Below are 21,127 nucleotides of genomic sequence, written 5' to 3' on the forward strand. Positions count from 1 at the left end.
TCCGGCCGCAGAACGCATTAGCGAGGAAAGCCAGTGAGTAAAGCATCGAAGTGCACATATCTGATCACGGGCGGGAGTGGATTCATCGGATCCCACCTGACCGACGCATTGATCGCCCGCGGTGACTCCGTCGTCATTCTGGACAACCTCTCGACCGGGAGGCTCGCCAACCTGCGGCCGCACCCGAGCATGCGCTTCGTCCAGGGGTCGATCCTGGACGAGCTGATCGTCGACGAGCTCGTCCACCAATGCGACGTCGTCGTCCACCTCGCCGCGGCCGTTGGCGTCAAGCTGATCGTCGAGCAGCCGCTGCGATCCCTGACGACCAACATCCGGGGCTCGGAGATCGTCATCGAGGCCGCGCACCGGTATCGCAAGAAGATCCTCATCGCGAGCACGAGCGAGGTCTACGGCAAGAATTCATCTGGACCGCTCCAGGAGGACGCCGACCGCATACTCGGCAGCACAGCCGTCGTCCGCTGGGCCTACAGCACCGCCAAAACGGTGGACGAGATCCTGGCCAACGCATACCACACGGAGCGCGGCCTGCCTGCGATCGTCGTCAGGCTCTTCAACACCGTGGGGCCGCGACAGAGCCCGGCCTACGGCATGGTGATTCCCCGCCTGGTACGGCAGGCCCTGGCTGGCACGGCGCTGACCGTCTTCGGTGACGGCACCCAGACGCGCTGCTTCGCGCATGTTGCGGACGTGGTCGACGGCCTGGTCCGGCTCCTCGACGACGAGGCGGCGGTCGGTCAGACCTTCAACATCGGCTCGGGCGACGAGGTGAGCATCCTGGAGCTGGCCAAGCTGATCGTCGAACACACCGGCTCCACGTCGGGGGTCGAACTGATCCCCTATCACGAGGCCTACCAGCAGGGTTTCGAGGACATGACCCGGCGGGTCCCGGACACCACCAAGATCCGCAAGCTAACCGGCTGGGCTCCACGACACACGCTCGACGAGATCCTCAGCGACACCGTCCAGGAGGCCCGCGAGGAGCTCGCGGCGACCATGCGGTGAGCGGAACAGCGACGTTGGCTGCCGGTGCGGCGGCCTGTCTGCTCAGCGCCTCGGCGGCCATCCCGTTGAAGCGCCTCGCCTTCCGGTGGGGCCTCACCGACCGGCCAGGCGGGCACAAGTCGCACGCCCGGCCCACCCCGTACCTGGGTGGCATCGCGATCCTGCTGGCCACGGTCCTGATCACGGCGGCTGCCACTGGCCTCGCCGACTGGCAGCTCATCGCGATACTGCTGGGCGGCACGGCGGTGGCCGCGATTGGGCTCATCGACGACGTCGGGTCGCTGCCGGCCGTCACCAGACTGGTTGTGGAGACGGTGGTGACCACCGCCGTCGTGCTCTCCGGAATCAGGCTCACCGTGACAGGAGGATGGCCAGACGTCCCGATCACGGTGATCTGGATCGTCCTGATCACCAACTCCTTCAACCTTCTGGACAACATGGACGCTTCGCTCGGAGCTGTCGCCACCGTGACCGCCGTCTTTCTGGCTGCCATGGCGTTGCTACAGGGCCGGCCGGACCTGGGAATCTTCCTGGCGGTGCTCACCGGTGCCGCGTTCGGCTTCCTCCTGCACAACTGGCCTCCCGCGAAAATGTTCATGGGGGATTCGGGATCCCTGTTCATCGGCTTCGCGCTCACCTGCTCCGCGGTCGTCCTGATCGCCGGGCCTGGCCCCGACGTGGTGGCGGGAGGGCTGCTCCTGTCCACCTTCGTGGCGACGGTGGACACCGGGGTCGTCGTCCTGTCCCGGATACGGGCAGGCCGGCCGCCGCTGATGGGCGGCACCGACCACGTGTCGCACCGGCTACGCAAACTGGGCTTGAGCGCGCGGCTGGTGGCGGTCGTGCTGGGCCTCATCGCCGCGCTGACCTGCGGGTTGTGCACGGCGATGATCCTGGGCCGGGTGTCGCCGCTCGCCGCGGCGCTGGTCGCGGGAGGGGCCGCGGTCGCCTGCGTCTGCCTGCTGCAGGGTGTGAACGTCTATCCGCCACACCGCTCACTTGAGAAGCCTTCACGAATCCGCGAAAGGCGGCGATGACCAGTTGGACCTGCTCTACTTCATACGACTGGCACGTAAGAACTGGGTGCTCATCCTGCTGTCGCTGATCATCTCGCTGGGCTCGGCGCTGATCGTGACCGTCAACATGCCGCCCAAGTACGTGGCGACGATCACCATGCTGTTCTCCAGCTACGACAAGCAGGGCGGCTTCTCGCCCGCCTATCAGGTGGGCACTCTGTCGCAGGGCGCGCAGTCCTATGCCAACCTGCTGACGAGCCGGAGCATGGTCAGCCGGATCACGACGGACGAGGACATCGCGCGCCTGCAGCAGAACATCACCGCGGAGGTCGTGCCAGGAACGGTGCTGCTGCGCGCCATGGTCAGCGACCAGGATCCCGTGCGTGCCGCCTCGCTGGCCAACGCGTTGGGGGACAAGTTCGCGCTCCTCGTCGACCAGATCGAGCGGCCGACGCCCACCAGCCGGCCGACGGTCAAGGTCACCATCGTGGATCAGGCAGAGGTCCCCACGGAGCCCGTCAGCCCGATGCCCGTGGTGAACCTCCTGGTCGCCATGCTGATCGCGCTGGTCGTCGCGTTCAGCTCACTCATTCTGCGCGACCGGCTGGACACCACCATCAAGAGCCCCCACGAGCTGCAGGAGAAGTCCAACAGCTCCACGCTGGGCATCATCGGCTACGAGCGCGCGGCACGCCGCCACCCGCTGATCGTACGGACGCAGGGGCGCTCCAGCAGAGCCGAGGCGTTCCGCTCGCTCCGCACCAACCTGCAGTTCATCGGGATCGACAGGCAGCCCAAGTCGCTCGTGATCACCAGCTGCCTGCCGAACGAGGGCAAGTCCTCGACCTGCTCCAACCTCGCGATCACCCTTGCGCAGGCGGGCTGGCGGGTCCTGCTCGTGGACGCCGACCTGCGCCGTCCGCGCCTTCCCGACTACTTCGGGATCGAGGGCGCGGTCGGCCTGACGGACGTGCTCATCGGCAAGGCGCGGCTGGACCAGGTGATCCAGACGTGGGGCGAGCCGCGGCTCTTCCTGCTGCCCAGCGGCCAGATCCCACCGAACCCGAGCGAGCTGCTCGGCTCGCGCATCATGCGCCAGCTGCTCGACCAGCTCACCGGCAAGTTCGACATCGTGATCATCGACGCGCCGCCGTTGCTGCCCGTCACCGACGCCGCGACCCTCGCGGCCGTCTGCGACGGAGTGATGCTCGTCGCCAAGTACGGCGGGACGCGGCAGGAGCATCTCCAGCGCGCCATAGAGCAACTGTCGTCAATCAACGCCAGGATCGTGGGCACCGTGCTCAACTTCGTCCCGGCCAAGGCGAGCAAGTACGGCGGCTACGGATACGGCTACGGGTACTACGAGTCGGAGACGGCCAAGGAAGAGACCAAGGAGACCGTCAAGACGGCGACGGTTTGAGCAGCTCCAGCGGGACGGAGAGCGCCTTCGCGATTCTCCGTCCCGCCGCCTTGTAGGCCCAGATCCAGCGGCCCATGGGGTCGCGGATGTCCGGCCGGTCCACCTTGACCAGGCCGCGCAGCGCCTGCGCCTGCTCGACCAGAGCGCGGGCCCGCCGTACGGCGTCGCGGTGACGCGTGATCTCCTCGCGCTCCGCCGCCGCGGCGAGCGCGCCGAATTCGACGATCGTGAAGACGCGGGGCGCGGCCTGCAGATGCCTGGTCACCGACTCCGCCCGGTGCTCCCTGGCGGCGGTCAGCACCAGATCGGCGCCGGCCAGCAACTCCGCGGTCAGCGGCTGGGAGACGAACCCGGCCGGGTCACCGCCGAGGCGTGTCAGAACCTGCTGAGCCCTTTCTGCCATCTCCATGCCGGGCTCGGCGTGGGTGCCCGCGCTCGTCACCACGAACGGCGGGCCGAGAGCAGACCGGGTCAGCCGCTCGGCCAGCGGAGAGCGACACATGTTGCCCGTGCACACGAACAGGATGTGGAAGCGGGCCTCCCCTGACGTCATGGGCGTGACGATAGGGGGAACGGGCCCGGTGGCCTGTCACGGCGCACCGGGCTTTACCTCTTCTGTCGCTCGGTTCTATCGCTCGGTGTCACGATCCGCCGGGGCACAGGCCCCGCCGTACAGAGCGAGCCTGGTCTGCTGCGGGCGGGCCAGAGGCTGCACGGGGATCACCGGCAGCGCGAGTGAGGCGGGTTCCAGCATGACGAACTCCAGCGTCCGGGTCCGCCTGGGGGCGAAGTTGAGCACGGTGGAGTAGACGGGGTGGGAACGCTCGACTTCCTTGATGATCGGTGCGGGCTTCCCGTCGATGCGCACGGCTTTGATCTCGGCGCCGACAGCGGCGTAGAACGACACCCATGCCTGGTTGGATCCGACAGCGGGGCGACGTTTCCAGGCGTCGAGCCGATCGGTGACGTACGAGGGCAGCTTCACGCGCGGCACGTCGTTGGTGAGCTGGATCCGCGCCCTCGTGAGGCGCCGCCCGTCGCCACGGCAGGAGCCCAGTTCGTATTGGAGCGAGCGGTCCAGGTAGTAGTCGAGCTTGGTGCCGGCGGAGTTGTTGATCACGAGCCCGGCGAACGGCCCCGACTCCTCCGGCAGCACGCCGCCGAGCGAGGTGGCCGCCAGGCGTTCCTGCTCGGCGTCCCTGCGGCTCCAGACCTGCACTCTTCGCTCGTTCACCAGCTTCGACAAGGTCGGCAACACCGCCGTGGGATCCAGGCTGGCTCTGGTCATCGCCTCGCTCACCGCACTGGCGACCGTGATGAGAAACGCCTTGCGCTCGATCGGGTCGGTGAAGCGGGAGTAGGCCTGTCTCTCGGTGAGAAAGACCACGTTCTCCGCGGTCACTGTCTCGCCGGTCGGGAGCTTGACGGGCCCGATCAGCTTCAGCAGGTAGGACAGGCCGACCGGATCGGTGGCGATCGCGCCGTCCAGCTGCCGGCCGGTCTGTCGTCGCCACAGCGCGGTCCAGGTCTCCGCCGCGTACGGGAAGTGCGGGGAGAGGTTGGTATTGGACAGCAGGGAAGCCGCGCTGGGCCCGTAACGTGAGAGGAAGGCCGGGCCATGATCGGTCACCTGGGCAGAGCCGGACTCCAGACCGTTGTTGGGGGAGAGCCGCTTGATGCCGATGCGGCCGTGGCCGGCTTTCAGGATGCCGAACGCACCGACCAGCCCTCCGGTTCCGCGTGCTTCGGCGTTGGTCTGGAAGGCCAGGAAGTAGCGGCGCGGGCCATGGTGGCCCAGCATCGGGGGAAGCAGGGCCGCGGCGTCGTCGGCGGCGCCGAGCCAGCCGCTCAGCTCGTCGATCTCCTCGAGAGCGGTGGCGCGGGCCTGGTCGATCGCGTCCACACCGGTGCCGTCGGGAGTGGCGGCCAGGCGGGAACGCGTCAGATCGATCCGGTCGGAGGCGGCATGCAGGGCCGGCGCGGCTGATTCCAGTTTGGCCAGCAGGGTCCCCATGCTCTTCATGGAAAGCCCTCTGGCCTGGATCAGCCCGGCGCCGGCCTGCTGGAGGTCCGTCAGGGCACTCGTCAGCTCGGCTGCGGTCTCGGCGAGCCCACGGACGGTCGTCGCGCCCTCTCCCACCACGGGAGTGTGGGTGAGCAACGACCAGTCCAGGCCACTCGTGAGCCGACGTGCCTCTTCGGCACGCCGTCTCGCGTCTGCGAGCGCCACGGCCGCTCCCGCCGGGTCGCTTGTGCGAAGCCGGACCAGTGCGTCCCTGGTCGCCTGCAGGTGATCCCGCACGCTCAGACCAAGATGCGCCGACCAACCCGCGGCCAGCGCGAGGCCTGCCGAGAAGCAGAGCAGACCCGTGACGACGCGCCGGCGCTTCTTACTTGGCACTGGCTGTTCGGCGGCGCCGTACGGCGATGATCGTGCCCGCGGCACCTATGATCAGCAGGCCCGCGCCCGCTGCTGCCAGAGTCGACACGGGCGCGCCGGTGAACGGCAGTTCCCTAGCCTCGGGGCTGCGGTAGTGGTGGACGAAATCACGCGGGACGCGATCGTCGACCTCGACGTTCACGAACGACTGGTTGCGCTGGAAGGACGTATCCGTGTCGCGATCGAAGTCGTCCTCGTCCTCGATCTCGGTGCTGGGATCCTCGATCTCCACCTCCTCCACTGTGACGGTGGGTGAAGGCGGATACAGCGTCGTGGTGATGGTCGGCGTGGACGTGATATGTGTGCTCATGGGCTTGACCTGGTCGATCGGCCCCGCGCTTGCGAACGCCAGTCCGGCGCCCCCCAACGCGAGTCCGCTCCCGAGCACTGCCGCGAGCAATACAGGTCTTGCGATCTTCTCTGCCATTTCGGTCTCCCGTAACGGTTCCTCGGCCAAGCGAATATTTCGCCCGGAATGCTGGCGACATGTTCGCTACGGAACCGTTATATGTGGTCAGCCGGTGGATGCTCCTCCCCTCGTACGTTTCTTGCCAAATGGTCACCGAAGGTTCTCCGTACTTTGACGATCGAACCGATCTTGCTCGTTGACATCTTCGAACAGCGACTCTGACCAGCGGAAACGTTGATTTTACGCGGTAGTTCGCCCCGTGGGGCCGTGCGTGCGGGACACGCATTGCCGGGTGTCGGTAATCGACTTGCCCGTGCGCCTGGGCAGCCCTATATCCTGCGAATTCCGCAATATCCCGCCTCTCTTGTAAAAAAGCACAAATTCCGATCAAATGGGTATATGTCGTGCCTCAGTCGGGTGTCGTCACGGCGTGCCGCCGTCGTGGATGGACCCCTGCCCTCTCCCGTGCCGCCGAGCCGCTCCGCCCGGTAAGGGGTCAGGGTGCGGCGCGCCGGAGCCCGTGGCCGAGTCCGTCCCGGAGGCCTTTTTCTTCCACTCGAGCTCCACCGGCAGCTCGAGGCGGCTTTTCCGGCCCACGCCGCAGCGGCGTCGAGCACGTTTTCCAGGCCGTGAGCGCACCGCCATGGCCGGAAAACGATGGCGGCCCTGCCCTTCACCAGGCGATTCACGGTAAGCGAGCCGCCTGCCGTCCGGAATTCGAGCCGACCCGTGGTAGCGCCCGCCGAATAAAGTCGTGAGCGTGACGCTTGCCCCGACGCCGCATCGCCGAGCACGACGGCGGTCCCGGAGAGGTCCGGCTCGGCGGCTACGCTCCGCATGCGACGTCAGTAACCGGAGAGTCCAGTGGGCAGACAGCGGCGGGATTACCGTGGAAAGCTGTGTCCGTGAAGGCACCCACAGTGAACACGCGCAGCGCAGGGGGGCCGGATATCCAGCTGCAAGCGGGCTGCAAGCCGTACAAAATGGAATTAGGGCTGGGCGTGTCGCGTGGCGAATGCGGAATCGTCGGTTACCGTCCAATGCGTAGGGACGTGCCGATTACGGTGAGTTCCTGAAGAAAGGACAAGCCGATGGGGGCAGTGCGCAAGGTGGTGAGCTACCTTGGCCTGAGCGGGGTCGATCACTACGACGAGGGCTATGACGACGACGAGCACTACGAGGACGAGTACGTCCCCGCGACCGAGCGGGCCGCCAGGCGGTGGCGCGCGAACGTCGACTCGTCGCGCATCGTGATGGTCCAGCCGCTCAAGTACAACGACGCGCCGTTGATCGGTCAGCACTTCCGTGAAGGGCAGACGGTGATCATGGACGTCTCGGGCATGCCGATGCCCGAGGCGACGAGGATGGTCGACTTCGCCGCCGGGCTGGCCTATGGGTGCGAGGGGCGGATCGAGCGCATCGCCGACCGCGTCTTCCTGCTCGCGCCTGCTCACGTGGAGATCGAGACCACCTGAGCGAGGCGCCGGCCTCAGGCCGGCGTGGTATGCGGCGCGCGAGCGGTGCCGGGCCAGTCAGCTATGCGGCGCGCGGGCCGCGCCGGATCAGCCGGGTCAGCTCGGCTGCGTCCTCCGCGGCCTGTTTTGCGCGCGTGTCCGCCTCCCGCGCGTAGGCGTGCAGGGCCCACACCGCGCCCTCGGCCAGCTCTCCCAGCTCGTTGACCTGCGCGGCCGCGTATCGCGCGTCGGCCTCGACGAGCTTGCGGCGCTGCCAGAGCTGCCAGCCGGCGAGGCCGATCATGGCCACCCCGGCGGCGGCGAGCAGGCTGCTGGCGAACACCGCGCCGACGAGGCAGGCGACCCCCGCCACGAGCAGCACCATGGCGGCCCACGGACGAGGGCGGGGCACGAAGCCGTCCGCGATGATCGCGCTCTCGGCGGCGGCCAGCGACGCCGGCTCGGGACCCTCGGGGCGCAGCTCGATGCGATGCCCGAGCAGCGCCACGGTGAGCGTGGCGGGCGGCGCGAGGCGGCTGTCGGCCTCGAGCTCCTCGGCCATGCCCCGCAGGATCGGCGCCGCCACGTGCAGGGCGATGGCGGCGAGGTGCGGGTCGGCACCCGGGCGAAGGTCCTCGAGCAGGTACGTGTTGAGCGAGGCCATCGGCCCGGCCGGGCCGCCCGAGCCGATCAGGGAGCGCAGGACGGCGAGCGGCTCGTCCTCGGCCCAGGTGGCGGCCGGGATGCCGGAGCTGTTGTCGAGGGGGACGGAGGAGTCGCGCTCGGACTGCCGCGTCGAGGTGATCTCCGCGCACCGCCCGCGCAGCCTGGCCAGCCGGGCGGCCGCCACCGCGGGCCTGGCCAGCTCGGGGATCTCCGCCATCTCGGGGAAGTCGACCAGCGAGGGCGGGACGACGACCGACGGCTCGCCCGGCACCAGTGCCTGCACCCACTGCTCAGGATCGGTGTGCTCCTGCACGGCCAGGGCGTCGAGCTTGCGCAGCACGAAGATCTTGCCGGCGGGGCCGTACGCGCCTCTGGCGGCGGCCAACCAGAGCGAGCGCTGGCCGTGGGAGACCGGCCGGTCGAGTGACAGCTCGCCGAAGGCGGTGCCGAGCCAGGAGGCGTGGATGCGGCTGCCCTGCCCGGACACCGCGAGTGCCAGGCAGAGGAAGAGCGCGGTCTGCTGCTGGTCGCGGCCCGCGGCCTTGCTCAGGGGCTCCAGCGGGTCCTCGCCCGAGAGGATCGCGACCAGCGCTTCGACGGCCGGGGGCAGCCAATAACCGGGTATGTCGCGAAAACTCGGTGCGGCGGGAGGTGTGGCGCCCCTCGCAGCGAGGTGCGCCAGCAGCGCCTCGGCGTAGCGATGCAGCTCCGCAGCTGCTGGGGGGCTCGCAGACAGGTCCGTGCTCAAGGCAGAGAACTCCCCCATTTCAGCCTCTGTTCATGACCGCGCAAAAGCCTAGCCCTTCGGGCGCGCCAACCAGGCGAAGGCGCGCCCACGACAGATCTGCGGACTTTGAGCTGTTACATACGCTCGGGGACGGGGACGCCCAGAAGGTCGAGTCCGGTCTCCAGCACGCGCAGGGTCAGCGCGCAGAGGGCCAGGCGCTGCTCCCTGGTCTCCGGATCGACGCCCTCCTTGATCACTGGGCACTCGTCGTAGAACGTGCTGAACAGGCTGGCGGTCTGGAAGAGGAAGCCGCACAGCCGGTGCGGCTCGGACTCCACGGTGACCTGGGAGATCAGCTCACCGAAGCCCAGCACGTGGAGGCCCAGCGCGCGCTCGGCGGGCTCGGCCAGCACGATGGGGGCTTCCGCGTCGGCCGCGTCCACTCCCGCCTTACGGAAGATGGAGCGGATCCTGGCGGTCGCGTACTGCATGTAGGGGCCGGTGTTGCCGGTGAAGGCGAGCATGCGGTCGAAGTCGAGCACGTACTCGCTGTCGTGGCTAACCGACAAATCGGCATATTTCACCGCACCCATGCCGACGGTGTGCGCGATCTCCTTGATGGTGGCCTCGTCGTAGCCCCGGTCGGCGATGGCGGCCGTGGCCCGGTCGATGGCCTCCTGGAGCAGGTCCATCAGCTTGACGGACTCGCCGGAGCGGGTCTTGAACCTGCGCCCGTCCTTGCCCAGCATCATGCCGATCTGGACGTGCTCGGCCGAGACCGAGTCGGGCAGCCAGCCCGCCAGCCGCGCCCCGGCGAACACCATCCGGAAGTGCAGCGCCTGCTCGTTGCCCACGACGTAGAGGATGCGCTCGGCCTTCAGGTCGTGGACGCGGTAGCGGATCGCCGCCATGTCGGTGGTGGCGTACCCGTAGCCGCCGTCGCTCTTCCTGATGATGAGCGGCAGCGGCTTGTCGTCGGAGCCGGTGAAACCGGGCGGGAACACGCAGAGCGCGCCCTCGCTGATCACCGCCGTCCCGGACGCCTCCAGGTCGTCGCACGTCTTCTGCAGCATGGGGTTGTACATGCTCTCGCCGGCGAGGTCGGCGTCGGTGAGCGTCACGCCCAGCAGCTTGTAGACCTTGTTGAAGTAGCGGACGGTGGCGTCCATGAAGACGTGCCAGAGTCGCATCGTCTCGGGGTCGCCCGACTGCAGCGTGGTGACCCGCACCCGGGCGCGCTGCCTGAACGCGTCATCGCCGTCGAACTTGGCCCGCGCCGCCTGGTAGAACTCCGTGCCCTGACCGGCCTCCAGCTGCGCGACCGCGGCCGCCTCGCCGACCTCGAGCAGGTGCTCGATGAGCATGCCGAACGGCGTGCCCCAGTCGCCCAGGTGATTCTGCCTGATCACGGTGTTGCCGAGGTGCTCGTGCAGGCGAGCCAGCGAGTCGCCCACGATCGTGGTGCGCAGGTGGCCGACGTGCATCTCCTTGGCCGCGTTGGGCGCGGAGTAGTCGACCACCACGGTCTGCGACGGCGTGATCGTGCCGACGCCGAGCCGCGGGTCGGCCAGCATCCGCGTGGCCTCGGACTCGATCCACGACTTGTCGAGCGTGATGTTGAGGAAGCCGGGGCCGCTGACCTCGACCGTGCCGGGAAAGTCGGACAGCTCCGCCTTGATCGCCTCGGCGACCTCCCGCGGCGCCCGTCGCAGTCGCTTGGCCAGACTCATCGCGACGTTCGCCTGGAAGTCGGCGAACTGGGACGGCCGGATCAGCGGGTCTGCGTCGGCGTGCTCGGAGCCGAACGCGCGGACCAGCGCCTGCTGGACGCGCTCGGTGAGCATTATCTGCGGGTCGGTCATGTTCTAAGGGTACCGGCGACCTTGACAGCGACGCTTATCATTACCGCCGCCACGACCGAGATGCCGACGGCGGTCAGGTCGTTGCTGACGTCGCCGGGTTCGAGCGCGAAGAAATGGCGGACGAAGGGGATCGCCAGCCCGATCGCGAACGCCGCCGCCATGGCGCCGACCAGGGCGATCCGCCACCAGTTGAGCGGCCTGGCGATCAGCACGAGCACCCACCAGGTGGTGAGGAAGAGTGTGATCACCGCCGACGTCTGGTCCTCGACGAGGGTGGACGTGCCGCTGTGCGCGGCCCAGAACGACAGTAGCACCGCCGCCGCACACAACACCCCGGCCGGTACGGCGAAGCGCAGCACCCTGCGGACGAAGCCGGGCTTCGAGCGTTCGAGCGTCGGCGCGAGCGCGAGGAAGAGCGCGGGCACGCCGATGGTCAGGGCGTTCGTCAGGGTGGAGTGGCGGGGCGCGAACGGGAACATCACCCCGGCCACCCCCACGCACAGCGACAGCACGATCGCGTAGAAGGTCTTGGTGAGGAACAGGTTGGAGACCCGTTCGATGTTGGCCAGCACCCGCCGGCCCTCGCCCACGACGTGCGGCAGCGTGGCGAACTTGTCGTCGAGCAGCACCACCTGCGCCACGGCCTTGGTGGCCGGGCTGCCCGCGCCCATCGCGATGCCCAGGTCGGCGTCCTTCAGCGCGAGCACGTCGTTGACGCCGTCGCCGGTCATGGCCACGGTGTGGCCCCGGGCCTGGAGCGCCGCGACGAACTGGCGCTTCTGCCGGGGGCTGACGCGGCCGAAGACAGCGTGGGAGTCGAGCAGCTCGCCCAGCTTGTCCGGGTCGTCGTGGGGGAGGGTACGCGCGTCCACGGAGCGGTGGGCGTCCGGGATGTCCAGGCCGGCGGCGATGGCGGAGACGGCGACCGGGTTGTCGCCGGAGATGACCTTGACGGTGACGCCCTGTTTGGCGAAGTAGCGCAGGGTCTCCCGGGCGTCGGGCCTGATGCGCTGCTTGAACGTGACGAGCGCCACCGGCTCCAGGCCCTTCGCTTCCGGGAGGGACTCGGTGCGGCAGAGCGCGAGCACCCGGGTGCCGGTGGCGGCCAGTTCGGCGGCCTTGTCGTAGCCGTCCCCGCCGTCGAGCAGCACGTCGGGAGCCCCGAGCACCCACGCGCCCCGCTCGCCGAAGTCGGCCCCGCTCCACTTGCGCGCCGAGGAGAACGGCACGGTCGCGTCGGCCCGCCATCCGTCCCCGGGGGCCGGGTAACGGGCCCGGACGGCCTCGGCGGTGGCGTTCGGCCGGCTGTCGAGGTGTGCCAGGGCGGCCAGCGCGTCCTCGACCGGCTGGCCGTCGCGCAGGGGCAGCACCTGGTCGAGGTCCATGCCGCCGGCGGTGAGCGTGCCCGTCTTGTCCAGGCACAGCACGTCCACCCTGGCCAGCCCCTCGATCGCGGGCAGCTCCTGGACCAGGCACTTGCGCCGGCCGAGCCGTATGACGCCGACGGCGAACGCGATCGAGGTCATCAGCACCAGCCCCTCGGGGATCATGGTGACGATGCCCGCGACCGCGCCGGTGATCGCGGTACCGAAGTCGGCGGAGTGCTTGAGCTGGCTGTAGATCAGCAGCGCGCCGATCGGGATGACCAGCCAGGTGATGTACTTGATGAAGTTCGCCACGCCCGCACGCAGCTCGGAATGGGCGAGGTGAAACCTGCTCGCCTCTTCCGCCAGCTTCACCGCGTACGCGTCGGTGCCGACCTTCGTGGCCACGAACGCGCCCGCGCCCGCCACCGCGAAGCTGCCCGACAACACCTGGTCGCCCGGCCGCTTGTGCACGGGGTCGGCCTCGCCGGTCAGCAGCGACTCGTCCACCTCCAGCCCGTCGGACTCGACCACCTCGCCGTCGACCAGCAGGCGGTCGCCGGGGCCGAGCAGGACCAGGTCGCCCAGCACCACCTGGCGCGGCTGGACCTGCCGCTCCCGGCCGTCGCGGCGCACCCTGACCGGGGCCTCGTTGATCACCGCGAGCTTGTCGAGCGTGCGCTTGGCCCGTAACTCCTGAACGATCCCGATCAGCACGTTGGCCACGATGACCAGCCCGAACAGGCTGTCCTGCCACTCACCGAAGATCAGGACCAGCGCCCAGAGCACGCCGATGACCAGGTTGAACAGCGTGAAGACGTTCGCCCTGACGATCGCGCTCAGCGACCGGCTCGACCTGCGCGGAACATGGTTGGCCTGCGCCACCGCCGCCTGTGCCGAAGTGAGCCCGTGCACCACTGACTCCACATAGCCCCCTGTTTCTGTGGATCGGTGCCACCCTACGGGGTCACCAGAGCCGGTGGGAGCGATGCGTGGCGGCCAGCTTGTCGCCGATCCGGGAGACGATTCCGGCCCCGGACAGATCCGCCGCGAGCTTGCAGGCCGCGCTGATCCCATCGGCCCTGGACGAGCCGTGCGCGATGACGACGGTGCCGTTCAGTCCGAGCAGCACGGCGCCCCCGTACGCCTCGGGGTCGAGGCGGCGGCGCAGCTCGCGGATGCGCGAGCGCTGCATCGCGGCGCCCAGCCTGGCCACCCTGCTCTCGCTGACGGCCTCCTTGAGCTCGGAGAACGCGTAGCGGACCGCACCTTCCATGGTCTTCAGCGCCACGTTCCCGGTGAACCCGTCGGTGGTGATCACGTCCGCCTTGCCGGCCAGCAGGTCGTGGCCCTCGACGTTGCCCGTGAAGTTGATGCCGGGGGAGGCCAGGAGGAGTTCGTGGGCGCGCTTGACGAGCTTGTTGCCCTTCTCGGCCTCGCTGCCGATCGTGAGCAGGCCGACTCTGGGCGCCTCGATGCCGTACGCCTGCTCGGCGTAGGCCGTCCCCAGATGAGCGAACTGCACCAGCATTTCCGGCTTGGCCTCGGCGTTCGCGCCCGCGTCGATGAGCAGGGTGGGCTTGGGGAGGGTGGGGATGGCGACCGCGATGGCCGGTCTGAGCACGCCCTGCTGGCCTTTGAGCCGGAGCCTGCCGGTGGCCACGATGCCCGCCGTCGAGCCCGCGGACACGACCGCTGCGGCGTCGCCGCGGCGTACGAGGTGGCAGGCGACGGCGAGACTGGAGCGGGGCCGGCGCAGGCTGGCCAGCGCGCCCTCGTCCATGGACAGGGCCTCCTCGGCCCGTACGATCGGGACTTCCTTGGTGGCGTCGTGGTCGGCGAGCGCCTCGTAGAGCACGCGGGGGGAGCCGACGAGCACGACGGACAGACCGCGCTCCCGCACGGCATGCACCGCTCCCGCCACGATCTCGTGCGGTGCGTGGTCGCCGCCCATGGCATCGAGCGCGATGGGCCTGCTGTCGGACAATGATCACCTCGTACGGCATCGAGCCCGCCGCCACGGCTGGACCGGGACGCGGGCTCGGGGTATGTCCGCATCGTAGGCAAGGCAGTAGCCAGGTTAACCGGCGGGTATCAGTGGAGGTTCCAGTCGTCCTTCCCGCGCGACACGATCACCTTGGAGAACTTCGACGACCCGGTGACCCGGATCAACGGCCCGTCCGCCTGCGAGCCGCCCGTCACGTTGCGCTTGCCGAACATCGAGCTGCCCTCGTCGATCACGTGGGCGTTGTCGGGGACGCGCACGATCATCTTGCTGAACCACGCGTTCGTCTCGATGGTGATCTCGCGTCCGGGCAGCACGGCGTCCGACAGGTCGATGATGAGGGCGCCGAACCGGGCGGACAGCCGGGTGTTGCGGGAGGCCACCCACCGTCCCTTACGGACGATCTTGCTGAACTTCGAGTCGATGACCTGCTGCTCGATGGCGGCGGGCACGTCGGACGCGGACACCTCGGGCAGGTCCCGGGTGAGGGGGACGAGCTCGCCCATCGTCTTCGCCGTGTAGGCGACGTCCAGGCGATCGGCGTGCTCGACGCTGGTGAGTCTTCCTGTCGCGAGAGCCTCGGCCAGGACCGCGGCCACGCGGTCGCGATCGGCGTCGGAGGCCCGCAGGTCCGGATCGTGGGTCACAACAAATCAGTGTATGACGATTCGCGATATGTCGCGAGTGCCCACAAACCTGAAGGAAAACTTGGAGCCCTGTGGAACCGCTGACGCCGCTGATAGCGTCCGGGTATTAAGAACCGTAGACGCGCGACCGGGTCGTGAGGTTTACACGCGAGCGAACAAAAAAGATGGGAAACGCCTAGTGATCTTGAACCAAGCAGGCACGCGACGCTTCAAGGCGTACACGTCCAAGCACCTTGACGAACTCCTGAAGCGCGCGGGGCTCGACGACGAGGAGCGGCTGAAGGTCCGTGCCGTCGCCACGGTGCTGCCGTTCCGGACCAACGCCTACGTCGTCGATGAACTCATAGATTGGGCGGCCGCGCCCGACGACCCCATATACCGGCTCGTCTTCCCGCAAGAGGACATGCTGCCCGCTGCCGACGTCGCCCGGCTGGCCGACCTGCTCAAGGCCGAGGCGCCGAACGCCGAGATCCAGGCCGAGGCGAACCGGGTACGCGCGCAGCTCAACCCGCATCCCGCGGGCCAGAAGGAGCTCAACGTCCCGAAGATGGGCGACGAGCCGGTGCCTGGCATGCAGCACAAATATTCGGAGACCGCGCTGATCTTCCCCAAGCAGGGGCAGACCTGTCACGCGTACTGCACCTACTGCTTCCGGTGGGCGCAGTTCGTCGGTGACGCGGACCTGAAGTTCGCCTCCGACGACATCGGCCAGATGGTGGCCTACCTTCGCCGGCATCCCGAGATCACCAGCGTCCTGATCACCGGCGGCGACGCGATGATCATGGGCGAGCCCGTCATCAGACGATATATCGAGCCATTGCTGGAGCTGGACCAGCTGGAGTCGATCAGGATCGGCACCAAGGCGCTGGCCTACTGGCCGCAGCGCTTCACCACCGACCCCGACGCCGACGCCACGCTCGGTCTGTTCGAGGAGGTGGTGAACGCGGGCAAGAACCTCGCGTTCATGGCCCACTTCTCGCACCCGCGCGAACTGGAGTCGCCGCTCGTCGAGTCGGCGGTCAAGCGCATCCTCGGCAGCGGCGCCACGATCAGGACCCAGGCGCCGCTGATCAGGTCCATCAACGACGACCCCGCCGTGTGGTCGCAGATGTGGCGGCGGCAGCTGCGCATGGGGATGATCCCCTACTACATGTTCGTCGAGCGTGACACCGGGCCGCAGGACTACTTCGCGGTGCCGCTGGCGCGCGCCTACGAGATCTTCAGGGACGCGTACTCGAGCGTCTCCGGGCTCTGCCGCACGGTCCGCGGGCCGTCGATGTCGGCCACGCCGGGCAAGGTGTGCGTCGACGGCGTGACCGAGATCGCGGGGGAGCAGGTGTTCATGCTCCACTTCATCCAGGCGCGCGACCCCTCGCTGGTCGGGCGGCCGTTCTTCGCGCGCTACGACCCGTCGGCGGTGTGGCTGACCGACCTGCGCCCGGCCTTCGCCGACCGTTTTCCGTTCGAGCCGGCGGACGCCCTGCTGCCCGCCTGACCGGTCGCGCAACCGTCGCGACCAAGAAATCCGTGCCCCGGCCCGTGACATTTGTTTTCCCCTCCCCTCTTGTCACGGGCCGCCGGGGACTGAAATTTCCACGTGTACGCGGTCCGGGCCCGTGCGTCCGCGGCGCCGAACCCGAGCGCGTGCAATATCGGAAACAAGACCCTCCTATTTCCCGTTCTGTCCCCCCGCTCAACGGTCTCCCTCCACTCGGTAACCGACCTGCAAACCGCGGTTACATGGGCATTCATGCGCCTGCGGCCGATCATGGCCAGTGGTAGAACTGCTCGCGTAGCCCAGCCGTGACGGCACGCTCCATGCGGTGCCCATAGCGCGCCCGCCATGGCATTCGGGGGTTATCGATTCGCATTTCCACCTCATTCGAGAGCGATCGATCAGGAGCCGGGAAGGCAATCATGAATCGACTAGTCAAGACGGCGGCCGCCGTCACAGCATTCGGCTTGGCGGCGGCTTTGGCCGTGCCGGCCCACGCGGAAGTTCGATACGACACCGCCAGGTACAAGGGCCAGGGCCAGGGCACCACGGCGGGAATCCCGGTCAGCGGCCTGCTGGGCGGCGTGGTCGGCGGGAAACTGGTGAGCGGCCTGCTGGGCGGCGTCACCCAGGTCAAGCCCGGCGCTCGCCCCGCGGGCCGGATGTCAGAGGCCAAGCCCGGCGCTCGCCCCGCAGGCAGGATGTCGGAGGCCGAGCTGGCCGCCGCCTACGCGAACCGGCGCAAGCGCGCCACCACGCCGAACGCGGCTGAGGACGTCACCCGCCAGAACGGCCCGCTGCCCGAGCTGTCGCCGATCGCGAACGGGCTCACGCTCGGCGGAGGGGGCCTGACCGAGTCTCTGCCCGTGCCCGTCGTGCCGGGCGCGGCACGCCTGGCGCAGCCTGCGGCGCCCGCAGCGGTCGACGGCACCACCCTGCTGCCGGCCACCGGCTCCAGCGTGGCGGACCTCAGCCGTGCCGCGGCCAAGACCATGAACAGCACCACCAAGGGCGTCGACTCCCTGTCGGCCGGAAGTGTCGTGACCGGCCTCAGCCAGGCCGCCGGGCGCGCGCTGCCGCACGCCAGGAGCGGCCGGCTGTCGCCGGTGATCGGCCAGGTCGCGCCCTCCGAGATCGCGCCGGTCGTCGAGGCGCTGCCCGGCGCCACGCGGGCCGCCTCCATGGAGGGGCTCACGCCGCTCGTCGAGGACGCCTCCGGCTTCGTCTCCACCAACGGAACCAGGGCCGGCAGCACGTACAGCGACGTGCTGACCGCCCTTGGCTGGACCACCGACGCGCTGACGAGCTCGGTGCGGGACTCCTGGGTCCGCAACTAGACGCGGATGCAGGCGCCCGAGCGGCGGCTCGCCGAGGGCCGGCGTGACGGTTCGCGGGTGTCCTAGGTGCCGACACCCGGGGACCGGCCATGCCGGCGACGACGCGGCCCCGTCCGTGCGCCCCAGCTGTTCCCTGATGACGTCATTTCCCTTTCCCGGGGCCCAGCGCCGACGTCCGGCGCGGTGGTCCGCGTGCCGATTGCGCGGCGCGGCGACTGTGCGCGTCCGTCGGCACGGTGATTTCCACGCATCCGTCGGCACGGTGGTCTGCACGCGTCAATTGGCGCGCGCCGGCCTGTGTGCGTCCCTGTGACGCGGCAGGCTTGACGCGGCAGGCCGCAATGCCGTCGCCGTGGCGTGGCGGTCCGTGTGCCGCCGTTCCGGCGCGGCAGGCCGTAAGCCGTTGCTGGAGCGCGGCGGTCCGCGTGCCGTTCGTTCTGGTGCTGGAGGCCCGGTGCCGCCGCTCTGGTGCGGCAGGTCGGCGGGGCCGATGGGGAGACGTCGTCGCACTGACGCGGCAGGCCGAAGGGCGATCACAGGTGCCAAGACGCCCGAGGCACTGACGCGCGTTGGGTTGTGAGACCCCGCGAAAGCAGGCGGTCTCATGACGGGTCTGGGCGGACGCGCCCACGCCCTGGTTTGCGCACTGCGCCGCCACTGCAGGGCAGCGGTGCTGCGCGAGCCCCGCCGCCGGCCCCACAGCTAGTCGGGGTCGGCGGCCTTTGCTTTGTCGCGGTTACGCCGCCGCCTTCTTGACCCCCCGCTCCCTCAGGACGGCTATGGCAGGCGGACGCCGGTGCGGCGGGCTATCTGGGCCTGCAGCCTGGCCATCTGCCAGTGCAGCTCCAGCAGCTGCTCCGCGAGCTGCATCCGGGGAATCTCGGACACGTCCTCGGTGGCCAGGTGGTCGATCGCGGTCGAAAGCTCCACCATCGCGCGCTCCCACTCCATCAGCGACCCTCGGATCGAATTGACGTTCGAATCCTATCGGAACGGCAGGCTCGCTGTCAGTCATTTGCCACACGGGTCGCCCGTGTTTCGCACAAGAGATCGAACTGGTGGCGAACCCGGGTTGAGGTCCGGTAAGGGGGTGGTGGAGGTCCTGCGCGGCGTCGGGCGGGACACGTATCGGCCGGTGTCCGGGTACGCGGCGGCGGCGCCACCCTGAAGGGGGCGCTGGTGAAGACCGGCCGAGGCGCGGGAGGGAGTCAGCCCTTGTTGTAGGCGGCGATGACTTCCTTCGGGTCGCCGTCCATCTTGATCTTGCCCTTGTGCAGCCAGATGACGCGGTTGCAGGTCTCCTCGATGACCTTGAGGTCGTGGGCCACGAGGAAGACCGTGCCGGCGGACTCGCGGATCTCGCGGATGCGCTGCTCGCTCTTCTTGCGGAACTCGCGGTCTCCGGTGGCCAGGGCCTCGTCGATGAGGAGGACGTCGTGGGTCTTGGCCGAGGAGATGGCGAAGCGGAGGCGGGCGCCCATGCCGGAGGAGTAGGTGGACATGGGCAGCTGGACGAACTCGTCGATGCCGGAGAAGTCGACGATCTCCTGGTATTTCTCGCGGACCTCGGTAGGCGTCATGCCCATGGCGTAGCAGCCGAGGATGATGTTGCGCTCGCCGGTCAGCTCGCGCATGAGGGCCGCGTTGACGCCGAGCAGCGAGGGCTGGCCGTCGGTGTAGACGGCGCCCGCGTGCGGCGGGAGGAGGCCCGCGATGGCCCGCAGCAGCGTGGACTTGCCCGAGCCGTTGCGGCCCACGATGCCGATGGCGTCGCCGTGGTAGGCCACGAACGTGACGCCCTTGACCGCGTGGACCTCTTTCATCTGCGGCCGGCCCTGGCGCTTGAGCATGCGCGTGAGCGCGTTGACCGCGTTGCCCTTTTCCGTGTCCGAGGCCGCACCGTAGACGCGGTAGACGATGTGGAGGTCGTCGACGATGACGGTCGGAGTGCCCGTGGGGACGTCGAGCGGCGACTTGCCCTGAGGCTCCGGATTGGGATGCACCCTCACATCCTTGCCGGGGACGGCGGGCTTCTCGCCCTTCACCTGTGACAGCTCCTTGGTCAGTTCAGCCACGCCCGTACCTCTCCTCGGCCCGCCAGAAGTACCAGAAGCCGAATCCGAGAGCGAACACCGCCCAGGATACGCAAGACACCCACACCATCGTCGGCGGGTGGTGGCCGTACTCCTCATTGTGGGTCCGGATGAGGATCTCCCGCATCCACTCGATGTAGGACGCGGCCGGGTTGAGGTACATCACGTTGGCGACCCATTGGGGCAGCCCCGCGGACCCGACGACCTTGTCCTGGATCGCGAAGAAGACGCCCGACGCGTAGAGCCAGGTGCGCGTGATGAACGGCAGCAACTGGTTGAGGTCGCGCATGGTGGCGCCGAGCCGGGCGATCACCAGGCCGGCGCCGATGTTGAACATCGTCTGCAGCCCGAGCACGACGGGGATCATGAGCCAGTACCAGGTGGGCCATTCCTGTGTGGCGACCACGAGGGTGAGGAGCACGCCCATGGAGATGGCGAGCTGCTGGAGCTCCTGGATCGTATAGGCCAGCGGCAGCGACGCCCGGGGGAAGTGGAGCGCGCGGATGAGCGACAGGTTGCTCGAGATCGACTTGGCGCCCGCGGTGATCGTGCGCTGCGTGAACGTGAAGACGAACATCCCGGTCAGCAGGAACGCCGGGTAGTTCTTGATGTCCTTGCTGCCGCCCAGGATGAGGCCGAACATCAGAAAGTAGATCGCGGCGTTCAGGAGCGGCGTGAGCACCTGCCACAGCTGGCCGAGGGCCGAGTTGGAGTATTTCGAGACGTTGCGCGAGGTCGCGTACGTCAGGATGAAGTGTCGGCGCTCCCACAGCTGGCGCAGGTAGACAGGGAACCTCGGCCGCGCGATGGCACGGCGAAGCCCGTATCTCTTGGCGAGCTTGGCCAGCGGCTCCTGCCCGCTATGGCCGCCCGCCTGGGCGTCCGCGACAGCGGATTCCGGCTGGCTCATGGCAAGGACTCTATTGGATCCCGGTCGGTGGGGTGCCTGTCGCGCGGGTTGGCGACAGTCAGTTGGACGGAGTCTTGGGACGCCGGGTTCCCAAGGCGCCGTCAAGACCTGCTCAACCGTAGCCCAGCGAGCCGGGGTGTGGTGGCAAGGGCACGACCACTCCCGTGTAGGGGGTAATTTTCAACGTCTGTTCACGTCCGGGCCGTGCCGGTTGCATCTTGTTTGTACGGTTTAATGCTCCTTGCGCTGAATGTCTGTG

General features: G+C 68.6%; 17 protein-coding genes. 6 read left to right on the plus strand and 11 right to left on the minus strand.

The genetic code is table 11. The annotated features are described in order from the left end of the window. The first annotated feature begins 33 nt into the window (after nucleotides 1-33). Genes ABN273_RS13290 through ABN273_RS13300 form a run of 3 tightly spaced genes read left to right on the plus strand, consistent with a single transcriptional unit; the run spans nucleotide 34 to nucleotide 3,459 of the window. On the plus strand, nucleotides 34-1,023 hold the full coding sequence (locus ABN273_RS13290) for an NAD-dependent epimerase/dehydratase family protein (RefSeq protein ID WP_349449042.1): 990 nt from the start codon (nucleotides 34-36) through the stop codon (nucleotides 1,021-1,023). Further along, nucleotides 1,020-2,060: a glycosyltransferase family 4 protein gene (locus ABN273_RS13295; protein WP_349449043.1), complete on the plus strand. Its 1,041-nt coding sequence runs from the start codon at nucleotides 1,020-1,022 to the stop codon at nucleotides 2,058-2,060. Before ABN273_RS13290 ends, ABN273_RS13295 begins: the two co-directional genes overlap by 4 nt. Beyond that, a complete protein-coding gene (locus ABN273_RS13300) occupies nucleotides 2,023-3,459 on the plus strand; it encodes a tyrosine-protein kinase domain-containing protein (protein ID WP_349449044.1) in 1,437 nt (478 codons plus the stop codon). Before ABN273_RS13295 ends, ABN273_RS13300 begins: the two co-directional genes overlap by 38 nt. Here ABN273_RS13300 and ABN273_RS13305 read toward each other — a convergent pair. The 3 genes from ABN273_RS13305 to ABN273_RS13315 all read right to left on the minus strand — a co-directional run bounded on the left by ABN273_RS13305 (nucleotide 3,440) and on the right by ABN273_RS13315 (nucleotide 6,356). Next, complete coding sequence (locus ABN273_RS13305) at nucleotides 3,440-4,012, minus strand: arsenate reductase/protein-tyrosine-phosphatase family protein (protein ID WP_349449045.1); 573 nt, start codon at nucleotides 4,010-4,012, stop codon at nucleotides 3,440-3,442. The genes ABN273_RS13300 and ABN273_RS13305 overlap by 20 nt on opposite strands. Before the next feature lie 75 nt (nucleotides 4,013-4,087). After that, nucleotides 4,088-5,689, minus strand: coding sequence for a DUF4012 domain-containing protein (locus tag ABN273_RS13310; protein ID WP_349449046.1), 1,602 nt, complete (start codon nucleotides 5,687-5,689; stop codon nucleotides 4,088-4,090). 160 nt (nucleotides 5,690-5,849) lie between these two features. Next, nucleotides 5,850-6,356: a hypothetical protein gene (locus tag ABN273_RS13315; RefSeq protein ID WP_349449047.1), complete on the minus strand. Its 507-nt coding sequence runs from the start codon at nucleotides 6,354-6,356 to the stop codon at nucleotides 5,850-5,852. Nucleotides 6,357-7,399: 1,043 nt separating this feature from the next. Between ABN273_RS13315 and ABN273_RS13320 the strand changes: the two genes are divergently transcribed. Next, nucleotides 7,400-7,783, plus strand: a complete 384-nt coding sequence (locus ABN273_RS13320) for a cell division protein SepF (RefSeq protein ID WP_349449048.1) — start codon at nucleotides 7,400-7,402, stop codon at nucleotides 7,781-7,783. Between the two features lie 61 nt (nucleotides 7,784-7,844). Here ABN273_RS13320 and ABN273_RS13325 read toward each other — a convergent pair whose 3' ends face one another. From ABN273_RS13325 to ABN273_RS13345, 5 genes are all read right to left on the minus strand, one after another. After that, nucleotides 7,845-9,176 (minus strand): hypothetical protein, encoded by a 1,332-nt coding sequence (locus ABN273_RS13325; RefSeq protein WP_349449049.1) that lies wholly within the window; start codon nucleotides 9,174-9,176, stop codon nucleotides 7,845-7,847. A gap of 113 nt (nucleotides 9,177-9,289) precedes the next feature. Beyond that, nucleotides 9,290-11,017: an arginine--tRNA ligase gene (gene argS / locus ABN273_RS13330; RefSeq protein WP_349449050.1), complete on the minus strand. Its 1,728-nt coding sequence runs from the start codon at nucleotides 11,015-11,017 to the stop codon at nucleotides 9,290-9,292. Then, nucleotides 11,014-13,296 carry an HAD-IC family P-type ATPase gene (locus ABN273_RS13335; RefSeq protein ID WP_349449051.1) on the minus strand — a complete coding sequence of 761 codons (2,283 nt, stop codon included), beginning with the start codon at nucleotides 13,294-13,296 and terminating at the stop codon, nucleotides 11,014-11,016. The genes argS and ABN273_RS13335 overlap by 4 nt, the downstream gene beginning before the upstream one ends. 52 nt (nucleotides 13,297-13,348) lie before the next feature. Continuing rightward, complete coding sequence (gene plsX / locus ABN273_RS13340) at nucleotides 13,349-14,368, minus strand: phosphate acyltransferase PlsX (RefSeq protein ID WP_349449052.1); 1,020 nt, start codon at nucleotides 14,366-14,368, stop codon at nucleotides 13,349-13,351. Between the two features lie 107 nt (nucleotides 14,369-14,475). Next, nucleotides 14,476-15,033, minus strand: coding sequence for a DUF1707 SHOCT-like domain-containing protein (locus ABN273_RS13345; protein ID WP_349449053.1), 558 nt, complete (start codon nucleotides 15,031-15,033; stop codon nucleotides 14,476-14,478). A 178-nt stretch (nucleotides 15,034-15,211) separates the two neighbouring features. Between ABN273_RS13345 and ABN273_RS13350 the strand changes: the two genes are divergently transcribed. Both ABN273_RS13350 and ABN273_RS13355 read left to right on the plus strand, forming a co-directional pair. After that, nucleotides 15,212-16,528, plus strand: a complete 1,317-nt coding sequence (locus ABN273_RS13350; RefSeq protein WP_349449054.1) for a KamA family radical SAM protein — start codon at nucleotides 15,212-15,214, stop codon at nucleotides 16,526-16,528. Between the two features lie 422 nt (nucleotides 16,529-16,950). Further along, entirely contained in the window at nucleotides 16,951-17,865 is a 915-nt protein-coding gene (locus ABN273_RS13355) for a hypothetical protein (protein ID WP_349449055.1), read from the plus strand. 777 nt (nucleotides 17,866-18,642) lie between these two features. Here ABN273_RS13355 and ABN273_RS13360 read toward each other — a convergent pair. The 3 genes from ABN273_RS13360 to ABN273_RS13370 form a co-directional block, all read right to left on the minus strand. Next, a complete protein-coding gene (locus tag ABN273_RS13360; protein WP_345001379.1) occupies nucleotides 18,643-18,798 on the minus strand; it encodes a hypothetical protein in 156 nt (51 codons plus the stop codon). A gap of 275 nt (nucleotides 18,799-19,073) precedes the next feature. Continuing rightward, nucleotides 19,074-19,940, minus strand: a complete 867-nt coding sequence (locus ABN273_RS13365) for an ABC transporter ATP-binding protein (protein WP_349449056.1) — start codon at nucleotides 19,938-19,940, stop codon at nucleotides 19,074-19,076. After that, the gene (locus ABN273_RS13370; RefSeq protein WP_349449057.1) at nucleotides 19,933-20,868 is read right to left on the minus strand and encodes an ABC transporter permease; all 936 of its coding nucleotides are present in this window, start codon (nucleotides 20,866-20,868) and stop codon (nucleotides 19,933-19,935) included. The genes ABN273_RS13365 and ABN273_RS13370 overlap by 8 nt, the downstream gene beginning before the upstream one ends. Between the last annotated feature and the right edge of the window lie 259 nt (nucleotides 20,869-21,127).

Origin of the sequence: Nonomuraea sp. B19D2 (assembly GCF_040137845.1) — a bacterium.
In the GTDB taxonomy this organism is placed as follows: domain Bacteria; phylum Actinomycetota; class Actinomycetes; order Streptosporangiales; family Streptosporangiaceae; genus Nonomuraea.

Bases quoted from the DNA above. Each gene is read 5' to 3' on its own strand.
- ABN273_RS13320 (WP_349449048.1), top strand. From the start codon at position 7,400: ATGGGGGCAGTGCGCAAGGTGGTGAGCTACCTTGGCCTGAGCGGGGTC.
- ABN273_RS13355 (WP_349449055.1), top strand. From the start codon at position 16,951: ATGAATCGACTAGTCAAGACGGCGGCCGCCGTCACAGCATTCGGCTTG.
- ABN273_RS13370 (WP_349449057.1), bottom strand. From the start codon at position 20,868: ATGAGCCAGCCGGAATCCGCTGTCGCGGACGCCCAGGCGGGCGGCCAT.
- ABN273_RS13360 (WP_345001379.1), bottom strand. From the start codon at position 18,798: ATGGTGGAGCTTTCGACCGCGATCGACCACCTGGCCACCGAGGACGTG.
- ABN273_RS13305 (WP_349449045.1), bottom strand. From the start codon at position 4,012: ATGACGTCAGGGGAGGCCCGCTTCCACATCCTGTTCGTGTGCACGGGC.
- argS (WP_349449050.1), bottom strand. From the start codon at position 11,017: ATGACCGACCCGCAGATAATGCTCACCGAGCGCGTCCAGCAGGCGCTG.